The following is a 24,414-nucleotide window of genomic DNA, read 5'->3' on the forward strand; positions in this document are numbered from 1 at the left end:
ATTTGAATTAAAATAATTATCTTCGGATCATCAAATAAAACCTAATGACGAAACACCAACAGCGGGTCGTTGAAGTGAAGCATTTTTTCGACAATAAAGATACTGTTCTCGGGTTCAGAAAACTGATGGATTGTGCCATGGATACCCAAAACATGGACATCTACAAAGAAGCAATTGAGCTTACAGACTGGAAGGAAAAATATCCTGACTATACCGAAGAACTTATTCAGAAATCAAACGATCTGCTTCTCAAAATTGAAAAAATCCCTGTTCAGGAGCATCCGTTGGAACCCTCTGTTCTTCGGGCAAGAAACATTATGAAATCTTACGGAAGCAACCGCTTTTCGCTGGGACCGGTTTCTGTAGAAATCAACAAAGGTCAGGTATACGGTTTGGTAGGGGAGAACGGTAATGGCAAGACGACACTTTTGAGAATTTTAGCCAAAGAAATTTCTTACAATGAAGGCGAACTCAATTATTCATTTAATAATCAGCCCGAAAATGATTTCGATCTTCGTACGAAACTGGTCTATATTCCGCAGCGAACAGAAAAATGGTATGGAAGCCTGAAAGACAATTTGAAATTTGTACTTTCCAATTACGGAATTTCTCCTGAAGAAAATGAAACCAGAACTCTGATGATGATTGCCCGTCTTGGTTTGTGGAATTATAAACATTTGAAATGGAGCGAGCTTTCTTCCGGTTATAAAATGCGGTTTGAGCTAGCAAGGACGCTGTTGAGAAAGCCCGAGATTCTTTTGCTGGATGAGCCTTTGGCAAATTTGGATGTTTTGGCGCAGCAGGTCATTCTGGAAGATTTAAAATCAATTGCCAATTCTGTAAATAATCCCATTGCTTTGATTCTCAGTTCGCAGCAGCTGTATGAGGTGGAGAAGATTTCAGATAAAGTCATTTTCCTGAAAAATGGGCAGTACAAAGATAATTCTGAACTTCAGAATACCGAAAATTCCCATCTGATCATCGAAATTGACACCCCGGAATCCCGTGAAAAACTGCTGGAAATTTTCAGAGATTTTAATCCTGAAAAACTGAACTTCAACGGAGGTATTTTTGTAGCATATTTCCCTTCTGAAACTAAGTTTTCGGAGGTGATGAAAGCCTTAGGAAACGCCGGAGCAGAAATTGTGTATATCCGAAATATTTCTTCTTCTACCAGAAGATTTTTCGTGAGTTAATCTTCCTTAATCTAAAAAAATGCAAAAAATAAATCAATTCAATCAATATCTGCTTGAAAAATATCCTACAATCTGGAATACCAGAATCGTGTGGATGCTTTTAGGAAGCTTAGCAGTACATATTCTGTTTTTCGTGATAGGTTATCTTTCACATATAGATCCTGTTTCACTGCAAAAATACAGCGTGAAAAATGATTATTATACAGATGGAGTTATCTTTATACATCTTATTATCTCTATTCTGATGATTGTAGGCTGGCTTCTCATGATGTTTAAAAACAACGCTTTCAAAAATTTTTATCCGTCCTCAAAGGGTAAACTTTTTGTCCAGTTTGTACAGTACTTTATCATCATTTTCGCAAGTACAACTTTTTTCTTTTCCTATATGGTTGGCTTCAGATTGTTTATTAATCAGAAGTATTCTGACGAGGAAATGTCGAAAAATATTGATATCATCAACAGAGTACATCCTTTTCTTTCACAAAATCTGGAAAGTTACACGCTGGAAAACCGTCTTTTTCCCAAACCTTTCAACGATTTGTATTGTGAAACGGATATTGATGATATTGACAGAAACAAAAAATATTTTGTGTATTATGACAGGGTTTATCAGTTTAACTCTGTATATTCCAAAACTTCATTCAAGAGAAACAAAAAAAATGAATTTATCATTCCTGAACCCGAAGCTTCACTGAAAACACCTATTGCATATTCCGACACAAAAGAAAAATCTCAGATTTTTTATTTCAAAAAAGAGGTAGTGGACGTTTCTCCTTATATTAAAACAACAGGACTTACGTATTACAATTTCTCAAATATACTGTATGACCATAACTTTCAAGCTTATGATGATGGAGTTTCAGCGATTGAGATCGATTATTATTACAACAAAGACTCTCCTGATCATACTTTAAAAAACAAAAAAGCCATAATCAACCAGAAAACCGCAGAACTTCTAGACAGAAAAAATCCTGCTGAGCTGGAAAAATTACTGACAGATTTTCTTGTCATTTCTAAAAAATATAGAGTTAAAAATAATCTTGAGGCAAAAAGCTGGGTAAAAATGATTTATACTCCCCAAAATCCTGATTTTGAAGTGCGGTATTTCATTAAAGACTATCAGCCTCGCATAAATGAAGATGATGAATACTATGATTCTGATATTGTAGTTGATTCAGTTTCTAATGCTATAGATGAATATGGAAATATTGTGACTGACAGTGTGAAAATACGTCAATTTAATCCTGAAATTAATAATCAGGTCTCTCCGCAGGATTATTTTAAAAACAATGTCACCGATTATTATTACTGTACAGATCATATGAAAGAGCTGTTGGAAAATGTAGACAGGGTAAAAAATGAAGACTTCTTTTCAGAAAATGTTCATATTTATATCTGGATTGCATTTTTTCTTTCAACTTTTATTTTCAGTTTCAGAATTACAGGACTTAAATCCCTTCTGTTCAGTGTAATCAGCGCAGGATTACTTGTTTTGGCGATTACGTTGGTCATCGTAATGTACACTGCAGTTACAGGGCTTAAAGAAGAGTTTTTCGTTTTATATTTTTTGCTGCTGGTTTCACTGGTCATCCTTCTTATCCCGATTTTTAAAATAGAATCTTTAAGCAAAGTGGTTTCTTCTATTTTTGTTAATATTTCTATGAATGGTTTTGTGCTCTTTCTTCTTTTGATTTTTGGAATTATCAATATGCATCAAAAAGCAATGTGCGGTGTAGAGATTTATGACAGCTATGATATTTCTCAGACTAAAACCTGTGTCACGGTATTTGATTATTTAGGACTTGGAATAAGCTATATTCTACTTCTCGGAGGATTTATCTTTATGTATTTCTATACCTCTGTTCTCCAAAGATGGAAGGCGATGCCGGAATAATTTTATCAATAACAATATTTAAACCTCGTAATTCATGTATGAGGTTTAATTTTATTTACAACAGCCATGAATATCATTAAAACACTTCTTGACGCTCATATTTTTCAGACTAAAAAAACGGTGAAGCGTAATCAGTTTTTGAAGTTAAGCGGAGAAAAAGACACGAATATTTATTTTATTGAAAAAGGGAGTGTCAGAATTTTTATAAATGATCAGAACGAAGAGCGTATCATCCGTTTTGGCTATGAAGGAAATATCATTGTATCTTTAGACTCATTCCTGTCTGGAAATCCTTCTGATTTTTGCATTCAGGCAATCAAAAAAACCGAAGTCCTCATTGCCGGAAAAAAAGACTTCTACGACTTTATTCAGTCTTCAGGAGAAAACCTGAAATTGTGGATTGTAATTCTGGAAGATCTTGTCCTGCAACAAATTGAAAGAGAAAAAGACCTGCTCATCAGCTCTCCAAAAGAACGCTATGAAAGGGTACTGAAAAGAAGTCCGCAGCTTTTTCAGCAAATCCCGGATAAATATATTGCCAATTATCTCAGAATGTCACCTGAAACTCTTTCAAGGCTCAAAAAATCTTGATTCCGATCAATATTTATCATTTCTCAAAGCCGGATCTTTGCCATAAAATTGACATGAAAATGAATACACGACAATTGATTGATGACCTGAAAAGTATTACGCAGGATAATCTGAATTTTGCTGAAAAACTTCTCAGTCAACCTGATGAGAAACTCAATTTCAGGCTTTCAGAAAAGAGCTGGAGTATTTTGGAGTGTCTGGAACATCTTAATTTGTACGGAAGATTTTACCTGCCTGAAATAAGAAACAGCATTCAGAATTCTGATACCAGATTTACAGAGGTTTTCAGTTCCGGAATCTTGGGAAATTATTTTGCTAAATCAATGCTGCCGAAGCAGAAACTCAATAAAATGAAAACTTTCAAAAGTATGAATCCTATTCACAGCAATCTGGATAGAAAAGTGCTAAACGAGTTTATTGCCCAGCAAAAACAGATGACAGAACTTTTAAATGATGCTGAAAATGTAAATTTAAATACAATAAAAACCAGAATCAGCATTTCAAGTTTTATAAGGCTGAAACTGGGAGATACCTTCCGCTTTGTCATTTATCATAATCTGAGACATATCGAACAGGCAAAAAGAATTCTAGAAATTTAACAAATTTTATCAAAACCAAAAAGCTATTTATGAACTTGATTTTGTATTTTTAAGCAAATTTTAAAAAGTGAAAAAATTATTATTTGCAGTTTGTATATCAGCTTCTGCCATGGCTTTTGCACAGGATTATTCTGTACCGGCAGCAAGCCCGCGACAAAAAGTTGAGCAGCAGTTTTCGATGTCTAAAATTACCGTAGATTACGGAAGACCGGGAGTAAAGGGAAGAAAAATATTTGGTGAGCTCGTTCCTTATGGTCAGGTTTGGAGAGCAGGAGCCAACTCATCTACAAAGATCACTTTCGGGCAGTCGGTTAATTTTGGTGGTAAAACAGTTCAGGCAGGAACGTATGGATTATTTATCGTCCCAACTGAAAAAGAATGGAAAGTAATCTTAAACAAAGACTTCCAGCAATGGGGAGCTTATACGTATGATCCAAAACAGGATGTGGTAGATGTTACGGTTCCGGTAAATACATTGGCAGACAAACAGGAATGGTTTGAAATTACTTTAAATCCTACTGATGAAAACTCTGGAAATCTTGTCATTAAATGGGATATGGCTCAAGCTGAGATTCCTTTAAGACCGGCCAAACCAGATGCGGTAACCAAAATTGCAGAAAAGCTGAAAGAGATTAAAAAAATTGAATCTGAGGCGGCAAAATCTAAAGGATAATGCTATAAACAATACAGATCCCCTTTACAACGAGGGGATTTTTTGAACCTTGAATCTGTCATCATAATATTTAGTTTTTAAAAATATTTATATATGAAAAAATATAAAATCCAGAAATCACCCTTTGTAGTTCCCACCAACGATGGTAAGCTTATTCAGGAACATTGGGGAAACTCAACAGAAAATCCCAATATTTCTATTGCGCACATGATTGCGCCTCCCAATTGGAGCGAACCGCACCAAACTCCTGAATTCGATGAATTTACACTTATCATCTCCGGGAAAAAACAATTTGAAATCGACGGCGAAATAGTAGTTTTAGAAAAAGGACAAAGTATTATGATCGAAAAAGGAGCAAGAATACGTTACAGCAATCCTTTTCCGGAAGAATGCGAGTATATTGCTATCTGCCTTCCTGCATTTTCTATGGAAAAAGTAAACCGGGAAGATGAAGGAGTAGATTGATGTAAAATAATATAACAGTGCAGCAATTATTTTCTATTGTTACACTGTTAGATTTCTACTTTGTTATATTGTATAGTTGTTTTATTACTTAAGGATTTCTTTCAGAAATAAAAGTGTATGATTCCATGCTCTTTTTGCCATTACAGGATTATAATCAGGAGATTTCGGGTCTGTAAAAGTATGTTTTGAATTAGCATACGTAATGATCTGCCAATCTGCTTTTCCGGCTTTCATTTCTTTTACGAGATTATCATAATCTTCTTTGGTAACGCTTTGGTCTTCCGCAGGATTTTCAACCAGAACTTTTGTCAGAATCTCCCTGTTTTCTCTGGATGGGTCTTTTCCGATACTTCCATGAATAGAGATCACACCGGCTACGGGAAGCTGTCCTCTTGCAGACTCCAAAGCGCCTGTTCCTCCGAAACAATAGCCAATTACTGCAATTTTTTCAGGAACTGCACCATTTTTCTTCAGCTGTTCCAAAGCTAATGCAATTCTTTTCTGATAATCGTTAAAATTCTTCTTGTAATAGCCTGAACTTTTTGCTGCCGATGCATTATCCGTCGGAATATTTCCTTCACCGTAAATATCAGCAATGAAAGCAATATAACCTTGTTTTTCCAGATCTGCAGCCGCTGTTTTGGCTTCATCGTCAATCCCTTTCCAGGCGGGGAGAATCAATACTCCTGGAAGTTTTTTCCCTGCATTTGCAGTAATCATTCCGTTCAGCTTTTGCGAACCATCCTGGTAAGAAACATTTTTAAGATTCTGACTCAAAACACTTCCTGATGTCATCATAAATGCAGATAGTAAAATTGTGCGTATCATATTTTGTTATTTTGTTGATGTCAATCTTTTCATTACAGCTCCTGAAATTTTGATGACTGTATTTCAGGTTCATTATTTTCAGGAGCTTTTTCCCGCTTTCCGCTGTATCTTTTTTAAACGAACTCCGCTTTGCTTCGTTCGCTCAAAAAAGGATGCCGCTCCAATTGGGGCTATTTAATTTCGGTGAATGAACAAGCAAAAATCGTACTCAAAATTTTAAAAAAACATTTCTTTGAGATTTCATCTAGGCTTTATAAAAAGATACTCGCCGTTTTCATAATATGCATGAATATGCTGTAATCCGTTTGTAAGAACAATTTCTGAAGCTCCGATAACAGAGTTGTATCTTGCAGTTTGCTCAAAGGTTTTTTCAGTCAGTTTAATCTGAGGTGCTTTGCATTCGATCAAAATTTTAGGTTCTGTTTTTTCGGTAATCAGAAGATCTATTCGTTTCGTTAAGCCATTCAGCAAGATCTTTTTTTCCGTAATCAAAGCAGAAGCAGAGTAAGCTTTTACCGTAAGATAATAGTGAACCCAATGCTGTCGTACCCATTCTTCAGGAGTAAGCAAAAGATAAGTTTTGCGCACCAGATCATAGATAAAAAACTTATCTTTGTCTTTCTTGAATTTAAAATCAAAAGTTTCCTGAAAATTCAGTTTGGGAAGTTCCATTAGTAAAAGATGAAAGAATTAGATTTAATCCTCAAAAATATTAAAAATAAAGAAGTTCTGCCGATTTATTTTTTTCATGGAGAAGAACCTTACTTTATTGATCTTGCCGTAAAAGCTCTGGAAAATGATTTTCTGGAAGAAGACGAAAAAGCTTTCAACCAAACTGTTGTTTACGGAAAAGATACCACATATCAGGAAGTTCTTTCACTGGCAAGGCAGTTTCCGATGATGGGTGATAAGCAGGTTATCATCGTAAAAGAAGCTCAGGATCTGAAATTTACCGAAAATGAAAGCAATGCATTGGAAGCGTATATTCAGAACGCAGTTCCTTCTACTGTTTTAGTTTTTGCCCATAAACATAAAAAGCTGGACAGCCGTAAAAAGGTTACCAAGCTTCTTGAAAAATCCGGAACATTGTTTCTGAGTGAATCTGTAAAAGAAAATCATCTCCCGAAATGGATTGCAGACGAATGCATTAAACTGAGCATTAAAACGGCTCCCAATATTTCGCATCTTCTTGCAGAATATCTTGGTAATGATCTTTCCAGAATTGCCAATGAACTGAATAAGCTTAAAATCATCCTTAAGCAAGGGGATATTTTAGACGGAACGGTGGTAGAAAATCACATCGGAATCAGCAAAGAATTTAATGTTTTTGAATTACAGAAAGCTTTAGGAACAAAAAATGCCAATGCAGCCTTTAAGATTGCTCATTTTATGGGTAAAAATCCGAAAAACAATCCGTTTGTGATGATGCTGGCGAGTTTATACAGCTATTTTTCCAATATAATTATCTACAATACTATGGCAGGACAGCCTCCGCAGGTTATAGCTTCTCAAATGGGAATCAATCCTTATTTTATTAAAGATTATGCCGAAGCAGCCAGATTATATCCGCTAAAGCATTCTACCAGAGTTATTTCTATTTTACGGGAGTTTGATATGAAAGGAAAAGGACTTGGAGCAGTTAATATGACTGAAGCTGAACTTATTAAAGAGTTAGTGTACAAAATCATTAATGTGGATAAAATTAAGATGAAAGTGTGAAAATGAATAGTGAATAGTTAATTCTTTCATTTTGACATTTCTTCAAATGAAAATTCACAATTCATTCATTAACTTTAAAATCGACCATTCGCATATCAGATATTGACAACTATCATCAAAATAAATTTAATTAGAAAGTAAAATTTACGAACTTAGCATCCGAAATTTTTAAAATTATTGATAAACAGATTATGGAGCAAAATATTTTAGATTGTATAATAGTAGGATCCGGACCTTCTGGTTTTACCGCAGCAATTTATGCCGCAAGAGCAGACCTGAAACCCGAATTATACACAGGTCTTGAGCCCGGTGGACAATTGACTACCACTACTGAGGTGGATAATTTTCCGGGATATCCTGCAGGAATTACCGGTCCTGAAATGATGATGGATCTTCAGAAACAGGCGGAAAGATTTGACACAAAAGTACATTACGAACTGATTACAAAAGCCGAATTCTCCCGTGAAATCGGCGGAGTTCACAAGTTGTATGCAGGAAATAAAGAGATTTTTGCAAAAACGGTTATTATTTCTACCGGAGCTACAGCAAAATATCTAGGTCTTGATGATGAAAAAAAATACGCAGGAGGAGGAGTTTCAGCTTGTGCAACCTGTGACGGTTTCTTTTATAAAGGAAAAGATGTTGTAGTAGTGGGAGCAGGTGATACTGCCGCAGAGGAAGCCACTTATCTTGCGAAATTATGCAGAAAAGTGACTATGCTTGTAAGAAAAGATGTCTTCAGAGCCTCTAAAGCAATGATTCACAGAGTGGAAAATACTCCGAATATTGAAGTGAAATTCCATCATGAACTGATAGGAATAGAAGGCGCCAATAATCTGGTAGAAAAAGCAGTGATTATCAATAATCAGACACAGGAAAAGTCTACTGTTGATGTAGAAGGAATTTTTATTGCTATCGGCCACAAACCGAATACCGATGTATTTGTTGGTCAGGTTGATTTGGATGAAAACGGATATATCATCACCGAAAAAGGCTCTACAAGAACCAATCTTCCGGGAGTATTTGCAGCAGGAGATGTACAGGATCACATCTACAGACAGGCAATTACGGCAGCCGGAAGCGGCTGTATGGCAGCAATGGATGCCGAAAAATATCTTGCCGAACTGGAATAATATAAGGATACTCTTAATTATATAAGCAAAAAACCGCCTTTCAAAAGATTGGCGGTTTTATACTTTATTAAATTAAGTTACACATGCTTTTCGAGTAATTATTTACTCTGATCAAGCACTTTATTATAATACAGAAGATCATTATTTTCATCAAAGCCAATAATAATTACTTTAAACTTTTTTGCATCATCGTTATTATACCATTGGATAACAGTTGACTCAGACGGTTTACTTTCCACATACGGATTCCAGTAAAGAACATCTCTTTTATCCTGAGCAATGTTCCTAAGACGTTCATCCTCGTAAATATTATTGATAAAAGGCACTTCTTTATCGTAGCCGGTAAGTTTGATTTCAGTTAGTGTAGATGGCAGAGTAGGATCTATGGTTGCTCCCGTGGTACCGCCGCGTTTGGTATAAATTGCAATAGCTCCGTCTCCGCCTCCAAAGTTTCCTGCAAAACTTCCACGGATAACTTTTATCATCGCAATAGAAGGAACCGGAATGGTGGATATCTGTGATGCATCCATTCTCATTTCATCAAGAAAAAATGCAATAGGACTCCCTCTGAAACTGGCAGTATAATTTCCTCCCTGCATTTGAATCTGCAAGCCGGCAACCCGTCCCTGTAACCATTGTAATATATTAAAAGAAGCCTGTGCTCCCATATTATCATTTACAAAATCAAAAACCACCTCATTATTACTTTTAAATAACGGACTGCTGAGTTCACTATTAAGTTTTTTTGTAAGATCTTTCTTTTGAGCTTTTATAGTAACTTCCTCAATTAATGTTACTTTTTCATTAATCTCTGCTGTACTGCTTTTGTTAACAATAGCTCTTTCTATCTCTTGAGAAATTTTATCACCTTTATTACGGGGTACCAGCTGATATTGTGTTTTTGGAAGGTTTATGTTCAGTGGCAGAAATGAAAAGTTTGGCTGAAAATAAACCTGTACTGCGTTTTTTGTAGCTTTTTCACTATTCAGCTGATAAGAAAATTTCATGTCCTCTTCAAAAATCAAACCGTTCAAGGTAAACAGACCATCTTTATTGGTGGTAACAACATTATATTTTATCCCCTGATTCGGCATTTTAAATATAAGGTTTATTTCTGCTTCTGAAGCAGGTTTTCCCAGCTGCATAGCTTTTCCTTTATAGGAAAGATACATTTCAGGTTTATATTTGATAAATGGGAAATTCCCCGCTATGATTGTTTGCCAGCTAAAGCGGTTCCACTTTTCAGTGATGAGCAAAGCATCTAAAGCTTCAAAATTTCGGTCAGAAGTAAAATATTGTGAAGGTTTGTAAATCTTTGAAGTAAGATCACCCGTAAGCCATAATTTAGAAGGAAGACTTTCTTCTGATTCATTATTTTCTGCCTCACCATCCATAACAGCAATAGTATAAGAGTCAATTGCTTTATTCTGATCAATATTAAAAGAATTGCTGTCTCTTGTTTTGGTACTGAGCGTAATATTTTTTAAAGAGGGCTTATTGATTTTCAAAATTTGCGGTTGTACGAAACAAAGTCTTTGGGCAACAATGCTTTCCTTATCGTCAAATACTGTAAGATTCAGAATGCCATTGATCAATTGATTAGTAGGGATTGAATATTCCAGATCTGATATTTTACTGATTTTAGCTTTGTATACAAGCTGATTGTTTATTGTACCTAAAACTTTAAATTGAGAATCAGCGGTAATATTTTTAGATTTAAGGGTAAATTTTATAGCATCATTGTCGCTCTTTACCTGCAGATTAATGCCCGAAGAAGCTACCTGAGGTAGGCTGATTATCTGTTTTTTTCCACTTGTGTCTGATATATTTACCTGATAAACTTTTCCTGATTGTGGTATGAAACTAAACGATCCTACATTTTGGTCGAATCCTTTGAAACTCACAATTTTCTTATCGGGATTTGAAGATTCGGTTACATATCCTTCCCATTCTGACGGAGTTTCACCTTTAGACTTCAATCTTACAGCAAATTTGGTCTGAATACCGTCAATAAACGTTCCGCTTTCAGGAAAAACTTCACCAGTCCATGGTGATATGGTGTCTTTAACAAGTTTTTCCGGCGAAGATGGATTATAGACCAAAATTGGCTGTATTTCATTAAAATCATCGCTAAAATTACCCATCCAGGTAGTATAGGCTCTTAGATAATATACATCTTCTTTCAGATCTTCCGGTAATGTGATGCTTCCGCTGCCTTTACCTTTGATCAGGGGATATAGCTTTTTGCTGATTAACTTTTTGTTCTGATCGTATAACTCAATAAAAATGCTTGTGGAAATTGTGGATGGACTGTATCCTTCAAAAACGAAAGAAGTAAACCACAGATTTTCACCGGCGACAAAACTGTTTTTACTTAATAGAAGATGTATTTTTTCCTGTGGATAATTTTCTTCAAATTTCTTCAGGGCGGCTTCAGCTTTATCCTGGGCAAAACAGAAATTGGCAGTTGCCATAAGAACACCGAGACTGATTTTTCTTGAAATACTAAAATTCATAAACTGTTGTGTTTTTTTAATCCCACAAAAATACATTTTATCTTTCAATAGAGAAATAGAGTATTTTATTTTAAATAAAGCGAAAAGGGTAACAAAGATACCGGCTATACTGAAGCCTTCAAAAAACCGTGCTAATTAAGAATTGCTTAGTATTCAATAAAAGAAGGCGAGTTGCCCCGCCTTAAATGTTTTCACAACGGAATAATCCTTATTGTGAATTGCTTTCGGATACAAATTTAGAAAAATAATTTTTTATCTTGTTTACGGTTTTCCGTATTTTAATAAAAAATATTCTTTTTACTTTTATGCAATTTCAAAAACTCAATAATTATGACTAAAAATATACTTGGACTAGACTTGGGAGTTTCTTCAATTGGCTGGGCTTATGTTCAGGAAGATACTAAAAATCCTGAAAATAATAAAATAGTAAAGCTGGGAGTTCGTGTAAATCCATTAACCGTTGATGAACAATTAAATTTTGAAAAAGGAAAGCCAATTACAACCAATGCAGGAAGAACTTTAGCCAGAAGTGCGAGAAGAAATCTTCAACGGTTTAAGTTAAGAAGAGCCAATCTTATTGATGTTTTAAAGAAAAATAATATTCTTAAAGAATCTGACTTACTTGCCGAAGTTGGCGAAAATTCAACATTTCAGACTCAGGAATTAAGAGCAAAGGCAGCAAGAGAAAAAATAGAACTTTCAGAATTTGCCAGAGTTTTGCTTCTTATCAATAAAAAAAGAGGATATAAAAGCAGCCGTAAAGCTAAAAATGAAGAGGAAGGACAGATTATAGACGGAATGGCTGTTGCCAAAAAATTGTATGAAGAGAATATAACACCCGGAGAATATTCATTTCAACTTTTACAGCAGGGAAAAAAACAGTTGCCAGATTTTTACCGTTCAGATTTACAGGCTGAATTTGATAAAGTATGGAATTTTCAGAAGCAATATTATTCAGAAATCTTAACCGATGACCTTTATAAAGAATTACAAGGCAAAAATAAAAATGCAACTTGGGCAATTATGAAAGAGCCATTTTCTCTAGTTGGGATTAAACAAACCGGAACAATGCAGGAGAAGAAAGTTGAAAAATACTTTTGGAGAAGCGAAGCGGTAAAAAAGCAATTGGATTTTGAAAGTCTCGCTGTTGTATTTCAGGAAATTAACAGCAATCTGAATAATTCTAGCGGTTATTTAGGGGCGATTAGTGATCGAAGTAAAGAGCTTTATTTTCATAATCAAACGGTCGGAGAATATTTATTTCAGCAGTTGAAAGAAAACCCTCATACAAAGTTTAAAAATCAGGTTTTCTACAGACAGGATTACTTGGATGAATTTGAGAAGATATGGGAAACTCAATCAAAATATTATAAACAACTAACGAAAGAATTAAAGGAAGAAATTCGGGATATTATCATTTTCTATCAGAGGAAGCTCAAATCACAGAAAGGTTTAATCAGTATCTGTGAGTTTGAAAACCGAGAAATTGAAATTATAGAAAATGGAAAAAAAAAAAAAGAAAACTGTTGGGCTAAAAGTGGCACCAAAATCTTCTCCTTTGTTTCAGGAATTTAAAATCTGGCAGGTTCTGAATAATTTACAATTTCAAAATTTAGATACAAAGGAAATATTCCCAGTAGATTTAGATTTCAAGCAATCTATTTTTGATGAGGTGAATATCAAAGGAAAGCTTTCTGCAAAAGATGTTTTAGATCTTGTTGGTTATTCAGGAAAAGAATGGAAAACTAATTTCAAAGATATTGAAGGAAATTATACTAATGAAAATTTATATACTGCTTTTCTAAAGATTATTGCCAGTGAAGGAATAGAATTCCCAAAAGAATTTAAATTGACCATTGATGACGAAATTAAAGTTTCTAAAGTAAATGCTTCTGCAGAAATTATAAAATTATTTGTCAGAGAAAAGTTTTCAGGATTAGGAATTGGTACTTCTATTCTGGATTTTAATCCGGAATTGGAAGGAACTGATTTTGAAAAACAGGCTTCTTATCAACTGTGGCATTTACTGTATTCTTATGAAGGCGATGATTCCCCTTCCGGAAACGAAAAATTGTATGAATTGTTGGCAAAAAAATTTGGTTTCAAAAGAGAACATTCCAAAATATTAGCTGAAATTGGTTTTTCTCAGGATTATGGAAGTTTGAGCTCTAAGGGAATGCGAAAGATTTATCCTTACATTAAAGAGCATAAATACAGCGTAGCTTGTAATTATGCAGGTTACAATCATTCTAAAAATTCTTTGACCAAAGAGCAATTGGAGAACCGGATTTTGAAAGAACAATTGGATATTCTTCCTAAAAATTCTTTACGAAATCCAGTAGTTGAAAAGATTTTGAATCAAATGATCAATCTTGTCAATGAAGTTTCAAAGGAATATGGAAAACCTGATGAAGTAAGAATTGAGTTATCGCGAGAACTCAAACTTAATGCGGAAGAACGTGCTACGATGACTTCTGAAATTAATAAAGCGACTATACAACATCAGAAATATGCAGAAATTTTGCAAAGAGAATTTGGCATAAAAAGTCCTTCAAGAAATGATATTATCCGTTATAAATTATACTTGGAATTGGCAAATAACGGCTTTAAAGATCTGTATACAGATGTAAAAATTGAAAGAGAAAATTTATTTACAGATAAGTACGATATTGATCACATCATTCCTCAGTCCCGATTCTTTGATGATAGTTTCTCCAATAAAGTCTTAGTTCCGAGAAGTGCTAATCTTAAAAAAGGAAATTTTACGGCTTTCGATTATCTTGAGAATGAAGGAAAAGAAAAATTAGAGAAATTTCTTAATGTCATAAAAGATCTTTATGATAAAGGTTTTATAACCAAAGCAAAATATGAAAAACTTCAGAAAAAAGGCATTGAAATAGGAGATGGTTTTATCGAAAGAGATTTACGTAATACTCAATACATCGCCAAAAAAGCTAAAGAAATACTTTTTGGGATAACCAATGCTGTTGTTTCTACTTCGGGAAGAATTACCGATAAACTTCGGGAAGACTGGAATCTTGTTAATACAATGAAAGAACTTAATCTCGAAAAGTACAGAAAATTAGGTTTAACGGAATTAATTACAAATTCCAAAGGAGAGGAAAAAGAAAGAATCATTGATTGGACGAAGAGAAATGACCATCGTCATCACGCAATGGATGCTTTAACGGTTGCTTTTACTACCCACAGTCACATCCAATATCTGAATTATTTGAATGCAAGAAAAAATGAAGCTCATAAAGAACATAAAATAATTACAAATATTGAAAATAGCATTACAGAAATTGTAGAAAAGAAAAACGGATCAAAAGAAAGAAGATTCAAATTACCGATTAAAAATTTCCGTATTGAAGCCAAAAAACAATTGGAGGAAGTTCTGATTTCTCATAAAGCTAAAAATAAAGTAGTTACCAAAAACATTAATAAAATTAAGAAAAAAGGAAGTATAATTGCAAAAACAGAATTGACTCCTAGAGGACAGCTTCATAAAGAAACAATTTACGGAAGTTCGAAATTTCTTAAAACAAAAGAAGAAAAAATATCTGGAAAATTTGATTTAGAAATGATTCAAAAAGTTCAAAATGAAAAATATAGAAATGCTCTACTAAAAAGATTACAGGAGTTTGACGAAGATTCTAAAAAAGCATTCACCGGAAAAAATGTTATTTCTAAAAATCCAATATTTCTTAATGCTGAAAAAACGGAACAATTACCTGAAACCGTAACTTTAGCTTGGTATGAAACAGGTTATACCATCAGAAAAGTTGTTAATCCGGATAATTTTAAAGATTTTAAAAATATTGAAAAAGTTATTGATAAAGGAGTTCGTGATATTCTAACCGAAAGGTTAAAAGAATATAACGGCAACTCTAAAGAAGCCTTTTCAGATTTGGAAAAGAATCCGATCTGGTTTAACAAATCAAAAGGAATTTCAATAAAGACCGTTACTATTACAGGAATAAATAATGCCGAAGTTTTACATTACAAAAAAGATCATTTAGGAAGAGAAATTTTAGATGAAAATGGTCAAAGGATAGCCGTAGATTTCGTAAGTACAGGAAATAATCATCACGTTGCAATTTATGAAGATGAAAATGGAAACCTACAGGAGAAAGTTGTGAGTTTTTATGAAGCTGTTGAAAGAGTAAATCAGAATTTACCAATTATTGACAAAGAATATAATTCTGAGTTAGGTTGGAAATTCTTATTTACAATGAAACAGAATGAAATGTTTTTATTTCCATCAGAAGATTTTGATCCGAAAGAAGCAGATTTATTTGATGATAAAAATCTGAGTTTGATTTCTAGAAATCTTTTTAGAGTGCAAAAGTTCGGATCATTGCTTTCTGGATTTTGGTTTAGACATCATTTAGAAACAAGTGTAGATGTAAACTCTGTGTTAAGAGGTACGTCATATAAAGTAATTCAAAGCTCTAATAATTTGAGATCTATTGTAAAAGTAAGGCTTAACCATTTAGGCAAAATTGTTCAAATAGGAGAATATTAAAGTTTAAGATATGATCACCCGCTCCATCTACATCGGCAATCCTGCCTATCTTAAGCTCAAAGACGAGCAGATGAAAATCCTATGTCCGGAAACCAAAACGGAAAAGGGGAGTGTTCCTGTGGAAGATTTGGGATTGTTGATGCTGGATCATTACCAGATTACTATTTCTCATCATCTGATTCAGAAAATGATGGGAAATAATGTTGTGGTCGTAAGTTGTGACGCACATCATTTGCCACACGGAATAATGCTTCCGCTATATGGCCATACCGAACATTCCGATCGTGTAAAAGATCAACTGGAAGCCAGTGAACCGCTGAAAAAGCAGCTTTGGAAACAGACGGTGGAATGCAAGATCGAAAATCAGAAAAATGTTCTTATGAAACTGGGGAATTACTATGAACCGATGATTGAATATCAGAGAAATGTAAAATCCGGCGACGTTACGAATATGGAAGGGATTGCGGCGCAGCATTACTGGAAATACCTCATTAGTCTGGACTTTTTGAGACAGCGTTTCGGAGATTCACCCAATCAGTTTTTCAATTTTGGATATGCCGTACTCAGAAGCGTTGTCGCAAGAGCCATCGTAGAAACCGGACTGTTGCCTGTTCTCGGTATTTTTCATAAAAATAAATACAATCCGTATTGCCTTGCCGATGATTTAATGGAACCTTACCGTCCGTTTGTTGATCTACTCGTGATGCAGTGGCTGAAAGTTCATCCGAATACTGAAGAACTGACGAAAGAATTTAAAGCGCATATTCTCCAGATTGCGACCAAAGATGTGCGTATTGATGATAAAACAAGACCGTTGCTGGTTGCAGTAAAAACAACGGCTTCGTCGCTTTACAAATGTTACACAGGAGAAAAGCGACTGATTTCCTATCCGGAATTGATGTAATTTTTTTATGGCAGCTTTATCCGCCTGTAGTTTATCCTGAGCGGAGTCGAAGGGTTCCCGCTTTTTTGCAGATTTCCCACCGCATTTTTCCAACGTTAAAATCTGCAAAAAGAGCTCCACTCAGGTCGGGCTGCGACCATTACGATAAACAAACAATAGTCACCAAAAATGAACGCCGAAAGGTTTAATGCATACCGAATTATGTGGGTTTTAGTATTATATGACCTCCCGACCGAAACGAAAGCGAATATGAAAGATGCAAACCGTTTTCGGAAGGCTTTGATTGATGATGGGTTTACGTTATTCCAGTTTTCGATGTATGTGCGTCACTGTCCGAGCCGCGAAAATGCAGAAGTACACATCAAAAGAGTAAAATTTATGCTTCCGAAAGCCGGGAAAGTAGCCATTATGTGCATTACCGATAAACAGTTTGGAGACATCGAAATCTTTTTTGCCAGAAATAAAGAAGAACCTCCACCGACCTTCCAACAGCTCGAATTATTCTGAATTTTAAATCCTGCAAACAAAATAAACCCACTGTAATTCAGTGGGTTAAATTTTGAGGTTGTGTCATATCTCAAAGATACTCAAAAATGAAAGCAATTCACAACGGTATGCAACTCAAACTCCTTAAACTTGAGTTGTGTCATATCTCAAAGATACTCAAAAATGAAAGCAATTCACAACCAGAAAGCCTCAATCTTTAAAAAGTTTGCAGTTGTGTCATATCTCAAAGATACTCAAAAATGAAAGCAATTCACAACGTAACCGATGGCACAGGCACAAGGTTAGCAGTTGTGTCATATCTCAAAGATACTCAAAAATGAAAGCAATTCACAACTAAATTCTGTAATGTTTGTTTCTTCGGTCGGTTGTGTCATATCTCAAAGATACTCAAAAATGAAAGCAATTCACAACGAGGAAAGTTAAAACCACTAATCATCAAGTGTTGTGTCATATCTCAAAGATACTCAAAAATGAAAGCAATTCACAACGCTTCTTGTAATTCTAATCGTGAAAGCTTAGTTGTGTCATATCTCAAAGATACTCAAAAATGAAAGCAATTCACAACAACGTATATAATTCAAATTTTTTTGAAGTTGTTGTGTCATATCTCAAAGATACTCAAAAATGAAAGCAATTCACAACATAAGGCTTCAAGAAACAAAAACATAAAGAGTTGTGTCATATCTCAAAGATACTCAAAAATGAAAGCAATTCACAACAATTTTTAACTTCAAGAAGAATTTCAACCCGTTGTGTCATATCTCAAAGATACTCAAAAATGAAAGCAATTCACAACGCGCTAATCTGCCATGTAGAAGACCCGCCCGTTGTGTCATATCTCAAAGATACTCAAAAATGAAATCTAGCTTGGCAATTAGCGTTGGCGATTCGGCGAAGCCAAAGCAATTCAGAGCCTAGCCGATCAATTCACAATTGACTGATTCACAAAATAAGCTCTTGTGTTACGTGATAAATATAAAATCAGAAAATTAAAACAACTGAAAAGATTCAGCAATAAATAAAAATAGCGAGTCAAAACTGTTTTTAAAGCAATAAAAATAATAAATAGGTATCACTTATCGTTAAAGGATCAAAACACTTTGATATGACATAGAAATACTTTGTTTAAAAATGCTTTACAATGATGAAAATAAAATCAGCCAGCCAGCTCACGGATGAGCAGTTTAAAGATATGGTGCTTCTTATACTTTCAGAACTGCTCAATCTCAATCACAAAACTAATCATACTCACCCTGAATATTATGACAGCGCAGATGTAAAGCAGCTGCTCAAGATCAGTGACCGCACTTTGCAGCGGTTGAGAAAATCAGGTGAGATACCGCATATCAAGATCGGAGGGAAAATATACTATCCAAAATCATTTTTCACTGAAAGATCAAAAAATCACTCTAAATAATAATTTAGCAGGAGGTTCAACCGGTATATAATACAGCCTAAATTCTATTGAGGCTGTATCATACAATTCCAATAAATTAAACATTTTTCGTTCATCCGACTAAGAAATATAGATCAGAACAATCATAAGTTGAGGATTACAATTCTTATTCGAAACAACCGTATTAGGAATTTATTCTGAAGCCATCAAATGATTTCTAAAATACATCCATACGCTGCTCATTTGTCGAGTGGAACGCCCTTGCTTACTCAGACATTCTTAAGAATTTTAAAAAAATTAGCGACATAGTGTTACCATAAATCCTTTTAAGTTTCCACTATCAACTAATCCACCTTCGGAAAAAGGATGTTTTTTCCGAAGAATACCTGAGTAATTCCCGAAGAACACCCGAAACAACCACGACTAAGCCAGAAAAAATAAGTCATTCAAAGCCAAATACAGCCAAACCTGTTCAGACTGGTTTAAAAAACCATTTTCTGTGCTACCTTCGTGTCACTAATCATAAAAAACAGAAAAAAATGGCAAGAATAACAAAAGGAATCCTTGGAGGATTTTCAGGAAAAGTTGGAACCATCGTAGGAGCCAACTGGCGCGGTCAGGACATTATCCGAAGCATCCCGAAACCCAGCAGCAGACCGCCGAGCGAAAAACAGCTTTTACAGCAGAACAAATTCAAACTGGTGATAAGTTTTCTGCAGCCGCTCAGAAATATCCAGTCGAGATATTTCGGGTCGGGGAGTGGTTCTAAATCGAGAGTCAATATGGCGGCTTCGTATACCATTAATGAAGCGGTACAAGTAACAGCAGATGTTCCTTCTCTGGTGTACAACAAAATTCTGATTACCAAAGGTGATCTTACCGGTTTTCAGAATGTGACCGCTTCAGCGCAGTCCGGCAACCAGATCAGCCTGAGTTGGGAAGACAATTCTCTACAGGGAAATGCTTCTACAACCGACAGCATCAGCATCGTCTGTTATGGTGAAGAACTCGGCAGATTTGAAATTTTTGAATCGGTGGCGTTGCGTCCGGATCTCAGTGTAAATATCACGCTTCCGTCTGACTGCAACGGTAAAGCGATGGAAGTGTATGCCTTCATCAGCAACGAAATGCAGACTTCAGCATCCACGAGTTTCTATCTCGGACAAATTCAGATGATTTAAACTAAAAAAAATTCACTCGAAAGGGTGAATTTTTTTATGCTAATACGGTTTTCCGTAGTGGTCGCGTTTGGTTTTTTGGTTATATTTGGCGAAATATCAAATAACCAAGAATTTTAATTAAGGATTATAAATGTCAGAAGAACAGAAACGTCAGTTGCAGCAGCAACTTTGGAATATAGCGAATACTTTAAGAGGTAAAATGGATGCGGATGAATTCCGTGATTATATCTTAGGATTTATTTTCTATAAATATCTTTCAGAGAAAATACATTTTACGGCTAACAAAATTTTATTAGATTCGGGTGAAGATGTTGATTACAATGATGTTGATGAAAATACTGAAGAAGGAAAAGAAATTGTAGAAGCCATTTATGAAGAAGTCGTTGAAGACTTAGGGTATTTCCTGAAACCTTCGGAACTTTTCAGTAATATTGCCAAAAAAGGACATCAGAAGCAGGAAGGGAAATCTAATTTTATTCTGGCTGAACTTACAAAAATCCTTAATAATATTGAGCAATCCACATTAGGGACAAACAGTGAAGATGATTTTGAAGGGCTTTTCGATGATTTGGATCTGACTTCGGCAAAATTAGGAAGGACAGAAGACGAGAAAAATACTTTAATCTCCAAAGTGCTGTATCATTTGGATGATATTGATTTCAATTTATCAGATACCAATGCCGATGTTTTAGGAGATGCTTATGAATATCTGATTGCCCAATTTGCCAGTGGAGCAGGGAAGAAGGCGGGGGAATTCTATACTCCGCAACAGGTTTCCTCTATATTGGCGAGAATTGTAACCAGCAGAAAAGCACATTTAAAATCTGTATACGACCCGACCTGCGGAAGTGGTTCGTTGCTTTTGCGGGTTGCGCGTGAAGCAAAAGTAAGTGATTTTTACGGTCAGGAAATGAATCGTACGACGTACAACTTAGCGAGAATGAATATGATTCTTCACGGGGTCAATTACAGCAATTTTGATATCCGTCAGGAAGATACGCTTGAAAAACCTCAGCATTTAGATAAAACATTTGATGCAATTGTCGCCAATCCACCTTTCTCTGCAAAATGGAGTGCCAATGAGCTTCATCTTTTGGATGAAAGATTTTCACAGTATGGAAAATTAGCACCATCTTCAAAAGCAGATTTTGCTTTTATCCAGCATATGATTCATCATCTGGATGAAAACGGAATTATGGCTGTCGTAATGCCTCACGGCGTTCTGTTCCGTGGTGCAGCCGAATTGGTGATTAGAAAATATCTGATTAAAGAAAAGAATTATCTGGATGCCGTGATTGGTTTGCCTTCTAACATTTTCTTTGGAACAAGTATTCCTACCTGCATTTTAGTCTTTAAGAAATGCCGTGAAGCTGATGAAGACATTTTATTTGTCGATGCCAGCAAAGAGTTTGAAAAACAGAAAAATCAAAATGTATTGCTTAATGCTCATATCAATAAAATTGTTGAGACTTACCAAAACCGTACGATAACTGAAAAATTCAGTCATAAAGCGACATTGCAGGAAGTGGCTGATAATGATTACAATCTAAATATTCCTCGTTATGTTGATACTTTTGAGGAAGAAGAGGAAATTGATATTCAAGCGGTAATGGCAGAAATTAAGGAGCTTGAAGCAAAGCGTTCTCAACTAGATTCTGAAATTGAAGTTTATTTGAAAGAATTGGGACTTGTTTTTTAATAATCCTTAATGTTTATAGCTAATACAAAGAATTATTAAGATGAAAAAACAAGATACAAATATGGGTAATTTTCCTAATTTACGATTTCCGGAGTTTGAAGGGGAATGGGAAATGAAAAAGTTGGGTGATGTGGGAGATGTAAAAATGTGCAGAAGAATTTTTAATGATGAAACTTCAACTATTGGAGAAATTCCCTTTTTTAAAATTGGATCTTTTGGAAAAAAAGCTGATGCATTTATATCTAAAAATTTATACTTGGATTATAAAAATAGGTTTCCTTTTCCAAAAAAAGGCGATATTTTAATTTCCGCTGCAGGAACTATTGGCAGAACTGTTATATATAATGGAGAAGATGCATATTATCAAGATTCTAATATTGTTTGGATTGATAATGATAATGCAAAAGTTATAAATGAGTTTTTATTTCATATTTTGCAAATTGTTAAATATAATACAGAAGGAGGAACTATTCAAAGATTATATAACAATATTTTAAAATCTACAAAATTCAATTGTCCTACAATTTTGGAACAAAAGAAAATTTCAAATTTTTTAGATATAATTAATACAAGAATCCAAACCCAAAAGAAAATAATTGAACAATTAGAAACCTTAATGAAAGAAAGTCGTGAAAATATATTTTTACAGAAAATAAGATTTAAAGATGATGATTTTTCAAAATGGGAGGAGAAAAAGCTTGGTGATATCTTGATTGAATCAAATGAAAAATCAATAAAAAATAATCAACATAGGGTTATTTCTTCTACTGCAAAAGGATTATTTCATCAAGATGATTATTTTACACGAGATATTGCAAGTCAAGACAACACAGGATATAAAATTTTGAAAAAACAACAATTGGTTTTTAGTCCTCAAAATCTATGGCTTGGAAACATAAATATTAATATGGATTTTGAAATAGGTTTAGTATCTCCATCGTATAAGATTTTTAATTTTAATACAAATTTAACTTCCCATAATTATTGTAACTTTTTCCTAAAGACTTCCTTAATGCTATTTGAATATGCGCAATCTTCTATACAAGGTGCAAGCGTTGTAAGAAGAAATTTGGATTTAAATATGTTTTACAATATTAAAATTTTATTACCTTCAAAAAAAGAACAAACCAAAATCGCTAATTTTCTTTCTTCTATTCAAGAAAAAATAGAAATGGAAAAACAAATTTTAAAAAAGTTAGAACTTCAGAAGAAGTTTCTTTTGGCTAATCTATTTGTTTGATAAAAAATAAGCCTTGTCAAGGTTTTAAACTTTGACAAGGCTCTTCCGAAAACAAAAAATTTTAAACAAAAAGATTTTGTAATAAATATTTTTTCTGATTTTCGTATTGAGCAAGTAATTCTTTTTCCAAATTGATTTTATCGTCCAATCTTCTAAAAAAGTTTACTATTTCATCTTGTTCTTCTAATGAAGGAATTTTAAATTTTTCGTTTTTATAATCTTTAAAATAAATGTGTGGAATTGTACTTCCAGTTATGTACTTTTTAAAATTGATTCTTGAAAGAATTAAAAACAAGAAATATAAATTTACATTTTTAGATTTTATTATATCCAAAGTTCCTAAAACAGATGATTTTCCTTTGCAATAATGTAATCTTCCAACACCAGCTCCATCTTTAATGATTGATATATAATCATTTTCAACTTCATAAAAGTTAATTTGCTTTAAAATTCCTGTTGCACTGTAAATTGGATAATCTCCATAATTATCTTCTATTTTGTTTGCGGAAATACTAGAAGACTGTTTTTCGCAAATATTTTCCAATTTAACTTTTTGCCAATTTGGAAACTTATTTCCTTTCTCATCTTTAAATCTCAATTGTTGCTCAAACAAAAAATCTTTTAGATTTGACATTAAGGTTTCTAATTGTTCAATTATTTTCTTTGAACATAATATCCTTTTATCTAAAAGAGACAGAAATTCAGAAATCTTTTTTTGTTCTGAAATTGAGGGAAAGGATAAGTAAATATTACAAATCCTACCTACATTAATACTTAATACCTTAGAACCCTGAGCTTCCCTTTTTATTTGATTTCTAACAAAATCAGATTTTAATAAATACCCAAGAAAGCCTTTAGAGAAATTATTTTTTTGTGGTCGTGCTAAAAGAGTATGCAAACCAGAAAGTAATTTTTCTCCGTTAAGATTTGTAATTTCAATACTTTTCCCAACATCGTTCAAATCTTCAGATGCATCTGCAAAAATTACATCCCCTTCTTGACAATAAAAATCTTTTGAAATCCTATTAAGAGAAATATCTTCATTTATATAAGGAACATTTTCTTTTTCTAAGTCAAAAAGAGTTTGAAATTTAGTATGAATATCTCCATAGTGAATATTTTTTACAATTCCTGATTCATAATTGAGATTATCTCTTGAATAAGAATTAGTTACTTTGAAAGTCATTAGGTCTCCAAGTTTCTTATTTTCCCATTCATCACTAAATTCCGAAAACCTCAATTTAGGTACGCTTCCATAATTAGGAAACATAAAGTTCAATTTTCCCCAAGTACATTAGGGAGTTTTTATCTCATTAATTCTCAGTCTTGACGATTTTATGGTAAA

Annotated in this window: 20 protein-coding genes and 1 CRISPR repeat array; of the genes, 16 read left to right on the forward strand and 4 right to left on the reverse strand. The window is 34.1% G+C overall.

Features of this window, described 5'->3' with window-relative positions:
• Window positions 1–44: 44 nt before the first annotated feature.
• The 6 genes from FNE73_RS05645 to FNE73_RS05670 all read left to right on the forward strand — a co-directional run bounded on the left by FNE73_RS05645 (window position 45) and on the right by FNE73_RS05670 (window position 5,418).
• Window positions 45–1,196, forward strand: coding sequence for an ABC transporter ATP-binding protein (locus FNE73_RS05645; RefSeq protein WP_143883772.1), 1,152 nt, complete (start codon window positions 45–47; stop codon window positions 1,194–1,196).
• A 19-nt stretch (window positions 1,197–1,215) separates the two neighbouring features.
• Complete coding sequence (locus tag FNE73_RS05650; protein ID WP_143883773.1) at window positions 1,216–3,090, forward strand: hypothetical protein; 1,875 nt, start codon at window positions 1,216–1,218, stop codon at window positions 3,088–3,090.
• A gap of 66 nt (window positions 3,091–3,156) precedes the next feature.
• Window positions 3,157–3,681, forward strand: coding sequence for a Crp/Fnr family transcriptional regulator (locus FNE73_RS05655; protein ID WP_143883774.1), 525 nt, complete (start codon window positions 3,157–3,159; stop codon window positions 3,679–3,681).
• A gap of 59 nt (window positions 3,682–3,740) precedes the next feature.
• Entirely contained in the window at window positions 3,741–4,280 is a 540-nt protein-coding gene (locus tag FNE73_RS05660; RefSeq protein WP_228429887.1) for a DinB family protein, read from the forward strand.
• A gap of 67 nt (window positions 4,281–4,347) precedes the next feature.
• Window positions 4,348–4,953: a DUF2911 domain-containing protein gene (locus FNE73_RS05665; protein WP_143883776.1), complete on the forward strand. Its 606-nt coding sequence runs from the start codon at window positions 4,348–4,350 to the stop codon at window positions 4,951–4,953.
• A 93-nt stretch (window positions 4,954–5,046) separates the two neighbouring features.
• On the forward strand, window positions 5,047–5,418 hold the full coding sequence (locus FNE73_RS05670; RefSeq protein WP_143883777.1) for a cupin domain-containing protein: 372 nt from the start codon (window positions 5,047–5,049) through the stop codon (window positions 5,416–5,418).
• 84 nt (window positions 5,419–5,502) lie between these two features.
• Here FNE73_RS05670 and FNE73_RS05675 read toward each other — a convergent pair whose 3' ends face one another.
• The gene (locus FNE73_RS05675; protein WP_185147297.1) at window positions 5,503–6,246 is read right to left on the reverse strand and encodes a dienelactone hydrolase family protein; all 744 of its coding nucleotides are present in this window, start codon (window positions 6,244–6,246) and stop codon (window positions 5,503–5,505) included.
• Window positions 6,247–6,486: 240 nt separating this feature from the next.
• Window positions 6,487–6,918, reverse strand: coding sequence for a type I restriction enzyme HsdR N-terminal domain-containing protein (locus tag FNE73_RS05680; RefSeq protein ID WP_143883778.1), 432 nt, complete (start codon window positions 6,916–6,918; stop codon window positions 6,487–6,489).
• Window positions 6,919–6,927: 9 nt separating this feature from the next.
• Between FNE73_RS05680 and holA the strand changes: the two genes are divergently transcribed.
• Window positions 6,928–7,965: a DNA polymerase III subunit delta gene (gene holA / locus FNE73_RS05685; RefSeq protein ID WP_143883779.1), complete on the forward strand. Its 1,038-nt coding sequence runs from the start codon at window positions 6,928–6,930 to the stop codon at window positions 7,963–7,965.
• Window positions 7,966–8,156: 191 nt separating this feature from the next.
• The gene (trxB, locus tag FNE73_RS05690; RefSeq protein ID WP_143883780.1) at window positions 8,157–9,098 is read left to right on the forward strand and encodes a thioredoxin-disulfide reductase; all 942 of its coding nucleotides are present in this window, start codon (window positions 8,157–8,159) and stop codon (window positions 9,096–9,098) included.
• A 98-nt stretch (window positions 9,099–9,196) separates the two neighbouring features.
• On the opposite strand, the gene FNE73_RS05695 is transcribed toward trxB, so the two are convergent.
• Window positions 9,197–11,614, reverse strand: coding sequence for a hypothetical protein (locus tag FNE73_RS05695; protein ID WP_185147298.1), 2,418 nt, complete (start codon window positions 11,612–11,614; stop codon window positions 9,197–9,199).
• Between the two features lie 330 nt (window positions 11,615–11,944).
• Between FNE73_RS05695 and cas9 (FNE73_RS16985) the strand changes: the two genes are divergently transcribed.
• The 8 genes from cas9 (FNE73_RS16985) (at window position 11,945) to FNE73_RS05730 (ending at window position 23,069) form a co-directional block, all read left to right on the forward strand.
• A complete protein-coding gene (cas9, locus tag FNE73_RS16985; protein WP_317129871.1) occupies window positions 11,945–13,189 on the forward strand; it encodes a type II CRISPR RNA-guided endonuclease Cas9 in 1,245 nt (414 codons plus the stop codon).
• Complete coding sequence (gene cas9 / locus FNE73_RS05700; RefSeq protein ID WP_317129872.1) at window positions 13,116–16,142, forward strand: type II CRISPR RNA-guided endonuclease Cas9; 3,027 nt, start codon at window positions 13,116–13,118, stop codon at window positions 16,140–16,142. The genes cas9 (FNE73_RS16985) and cas9 (FNE73_RS05700) overlap by 74 nt, the downstream gene beginning before the upstream one ends.
• A gap of 10 nt (window positions 16,143–16,152) precedes the next feature.
• Complete coding sequence (gene cas1 / locus FNE73_RS05705; RefSeq protein WP_143883782.1) at window positions 16,153–17,046, forward strand: type II CRISPR-associated endonuclease Cas1; 894 nt, start codon at window positions 16,153–16,155, stop codon at window positions 17,044–17,046.
• Window positions 17,047–17,214: 168 nt separating this feature from the next.
• Entirely contained in the window at window positions 17,215–17,553 is a 339-nt protein-coding gene (gene cas2, locus FNE73_RS05710; RefSeq protein WP_007842732.1) for a CRISPR-associated endonuclease Cas2, read from the forward strand.
• 57 nt (window positions 17,554–17,610) lie between these two features.
• Window positions 17,611–18,349: direct repeats of the CRISPR family, unit length 47 nt; unit sequence GTTGTGTCATATCTCAAAGATACTCAAAAATGAAAGCAATTCACAAC.
• A 345-nt stretch (window positions 18,350–18,694) separates the two neighbouring features.
• A complete protein-coding gene (locus FNE73_RS05715) occupies window positions 18,695–18,970 on the forward strand; it encodes a helix-turn-helix domain-containing protein (protein WP_143883783.1) in 276 nt (91 codons plus the stop codon).
• 518 nt (window positions 18,971–19,488) lie between these two features.
• Window positions 19,489–20,130 (forward strand): DUF6266 family protein, encoded by a 642-nt coding sequence (locus FNE73_RS05720; RefSeq protein WP_143883784.1) that lies wholly within the window; start codon window positions 19,489–19,491, stop codon window positions 20,128–20,130.
• A gap of 130 nt (window positions 20,131–20,260) precedes the next feature.
• A complete protein-coding gene (locus FNE73_RS05725) occupies window positions 20,261–21,829 on the forward strand; it encodes a type I restriction-modification system subunit M (RefSeq protein ID WP_143883785.1) in 1,569 nt (522 codons plus the stop codon).
• Between the two features lie 40 nt (window positions 21,830–21,869).
• Window positions 21,870–23,069, forward strand: coding sequence for a restriction endonuclease subunit S (locus tag FNE73_RS05730; protein WP_143883786.1), 1,200 nt, complete (start codon window positions 21,870–21,872; stop codon window positions 23,067–23,069).
• Between the two features lie 61 nt (window positions 23,070–23,130).
• Here the strand turns inward: FNE73_RS05730 and FNE73_RS05735 are convergent, their stop codons facing one another.
• On the reverse strand, window positions 23,131–24,339 hold the full coding sequence (locus tag FNE73_RS05735; protein ID WP_228429889.1) for a restriction endonuclease subunit S: 1,209 nt from the start codon (window positions 24,337–24,339) through the stop codon (window positions 23,131–23,133).
• Window positions 24,340–24,414: the final 75 nt, after the last annotated feature.

It is taken from the genome of Chryseobacterium binzhouense, assembly GCF_007474545.1.
Lineage (GTDB): Bacteria > Bacteroidota > Bacteroidia > Flavobacteriales > Weeksellaceae > Chryseobacterium > Chryseobacterium binzhouense.

Coding starts and splice junctions, on each gene's coding strand:
- FNE73_RS05645 (WP_143883772.1), top strand. CDS start 45: ATGACGAAACACCAACAGCGGGTCGTTGAAGTGAAGCATTTTTTCGAC.
- FNE73_RS05650 (WP_143883773.1), top strand. CDS start 1,216: ATGCAAAAAATAAATCAATTCAATCAATATCTGCTTGAAAAATATCCT.
- FNE73_RS05655 (WP_143883774.1), top strand. CDS start 3,157: ATGAATATCATTAAAACACTTCTTGACGCTCATATTTTTCAGACTAAA.
- FNE73_RS05660 (WP_228429887.1), top strand. CDS start 3,741: ATGAATACACGACAATTGATTGATGACCTGAAAAGTATTACGCAGGAT.
- FNE73_RS05670 (WP_143883777.1), top strand. CDS start 5,047: ATGAAAAAATATAAAATCCAGAAATCACCCTTTGTAGTTCCCACCAAC.
- FNE73_RS05675 (WP_185147297.1), bottom strand. CDS start 6,246: ATGATACGCACAATTTTACTATCTGCATTTATGATGACATCAGGAAGT.
- FNE73_RS05680 (WP_143883778.1), bottom strand. CDS start 6,918: ATGGAACTTCCCAAACTGAATTTTCAGGAAACTTTTGATTTTAAATTC.
- holA (WP_143883779.1), top strand. CDS start 6,928: ATGAAAGAATTAGATTTAATCCTCAAAAATATTAAAAATAAAGAAGTT.
- trxB (WP_143883780.1), top strand. CDS start 8,157: ATGGAGCAAAATATTTTAGATTGTATAATAGTAGGATCCGGACCTTCT.
- FNE73_RS05695 (WP_185147298.1), bottom strand. CDS start 11,614: ATGAATTTTAGTATTTCAAGAAAAATCAGTCTCGGTGTTCTTATGGCA.
- cas9 (WP_317129871.1), top strand. CDS start 11,945: ATGACTAAAAATATACTTGGACTAGACTTGGGAGTTTCTTCAATTGGC.
- cas9 (WP_317129872.1), top strand. CDS start 13,116: ATGGAAAAAAAAAAAAAGAAAACTGTTGGGCTAAAAGTGGCACCAAAA.
- cas1 (WP_143883782.1), top strand. CDS start 16,153: ATGATCACCCGCTCCATCTACATCGGCAATCCTGCCTATCTTAAGCTC.
- cas2 (WP_007842732.1), top strand. CDS start 17,215: ATGAACGCCGAAAGGTTTAATGCATACCGAATTATGTGGGTTTTAGTA.
- FNE73_RS05715 (WP_143883783.1), top strand. CDS start 18,695: ATGATGAAAATAAAATCAGCCAGCCAGCTCACGGATGAGCAGTTTAAA.
- FNE73_RS05720 (WP_143883784.1), top strand. CDS start 19,489: ATGGCAAGAATAACAAAAGGAATCCTTGGAGGATTTTCAGGAAAAGTT.
- FNE73_RS05725 (WP_143883785.1), top strand. CDS start 20,261: ATGTCAGAAGAACAGAAACGTCAGTTGCAGCAGCAACTTTGGAATATA.
- FNE73_RS05730 (WP_143883786.1), top strand. CDS start 21,870: ATGAAAAAACAAGATACAAATATGGGTAATTTTCCTAATTTACGATTT.
- FNE73_RS05735 (WP_228429889.1), bottom strand. CDS start 24,339: ATGTTTCCTAATTATGGAAGCGTACCTAAATTGAGGTTTTCGGAATTT.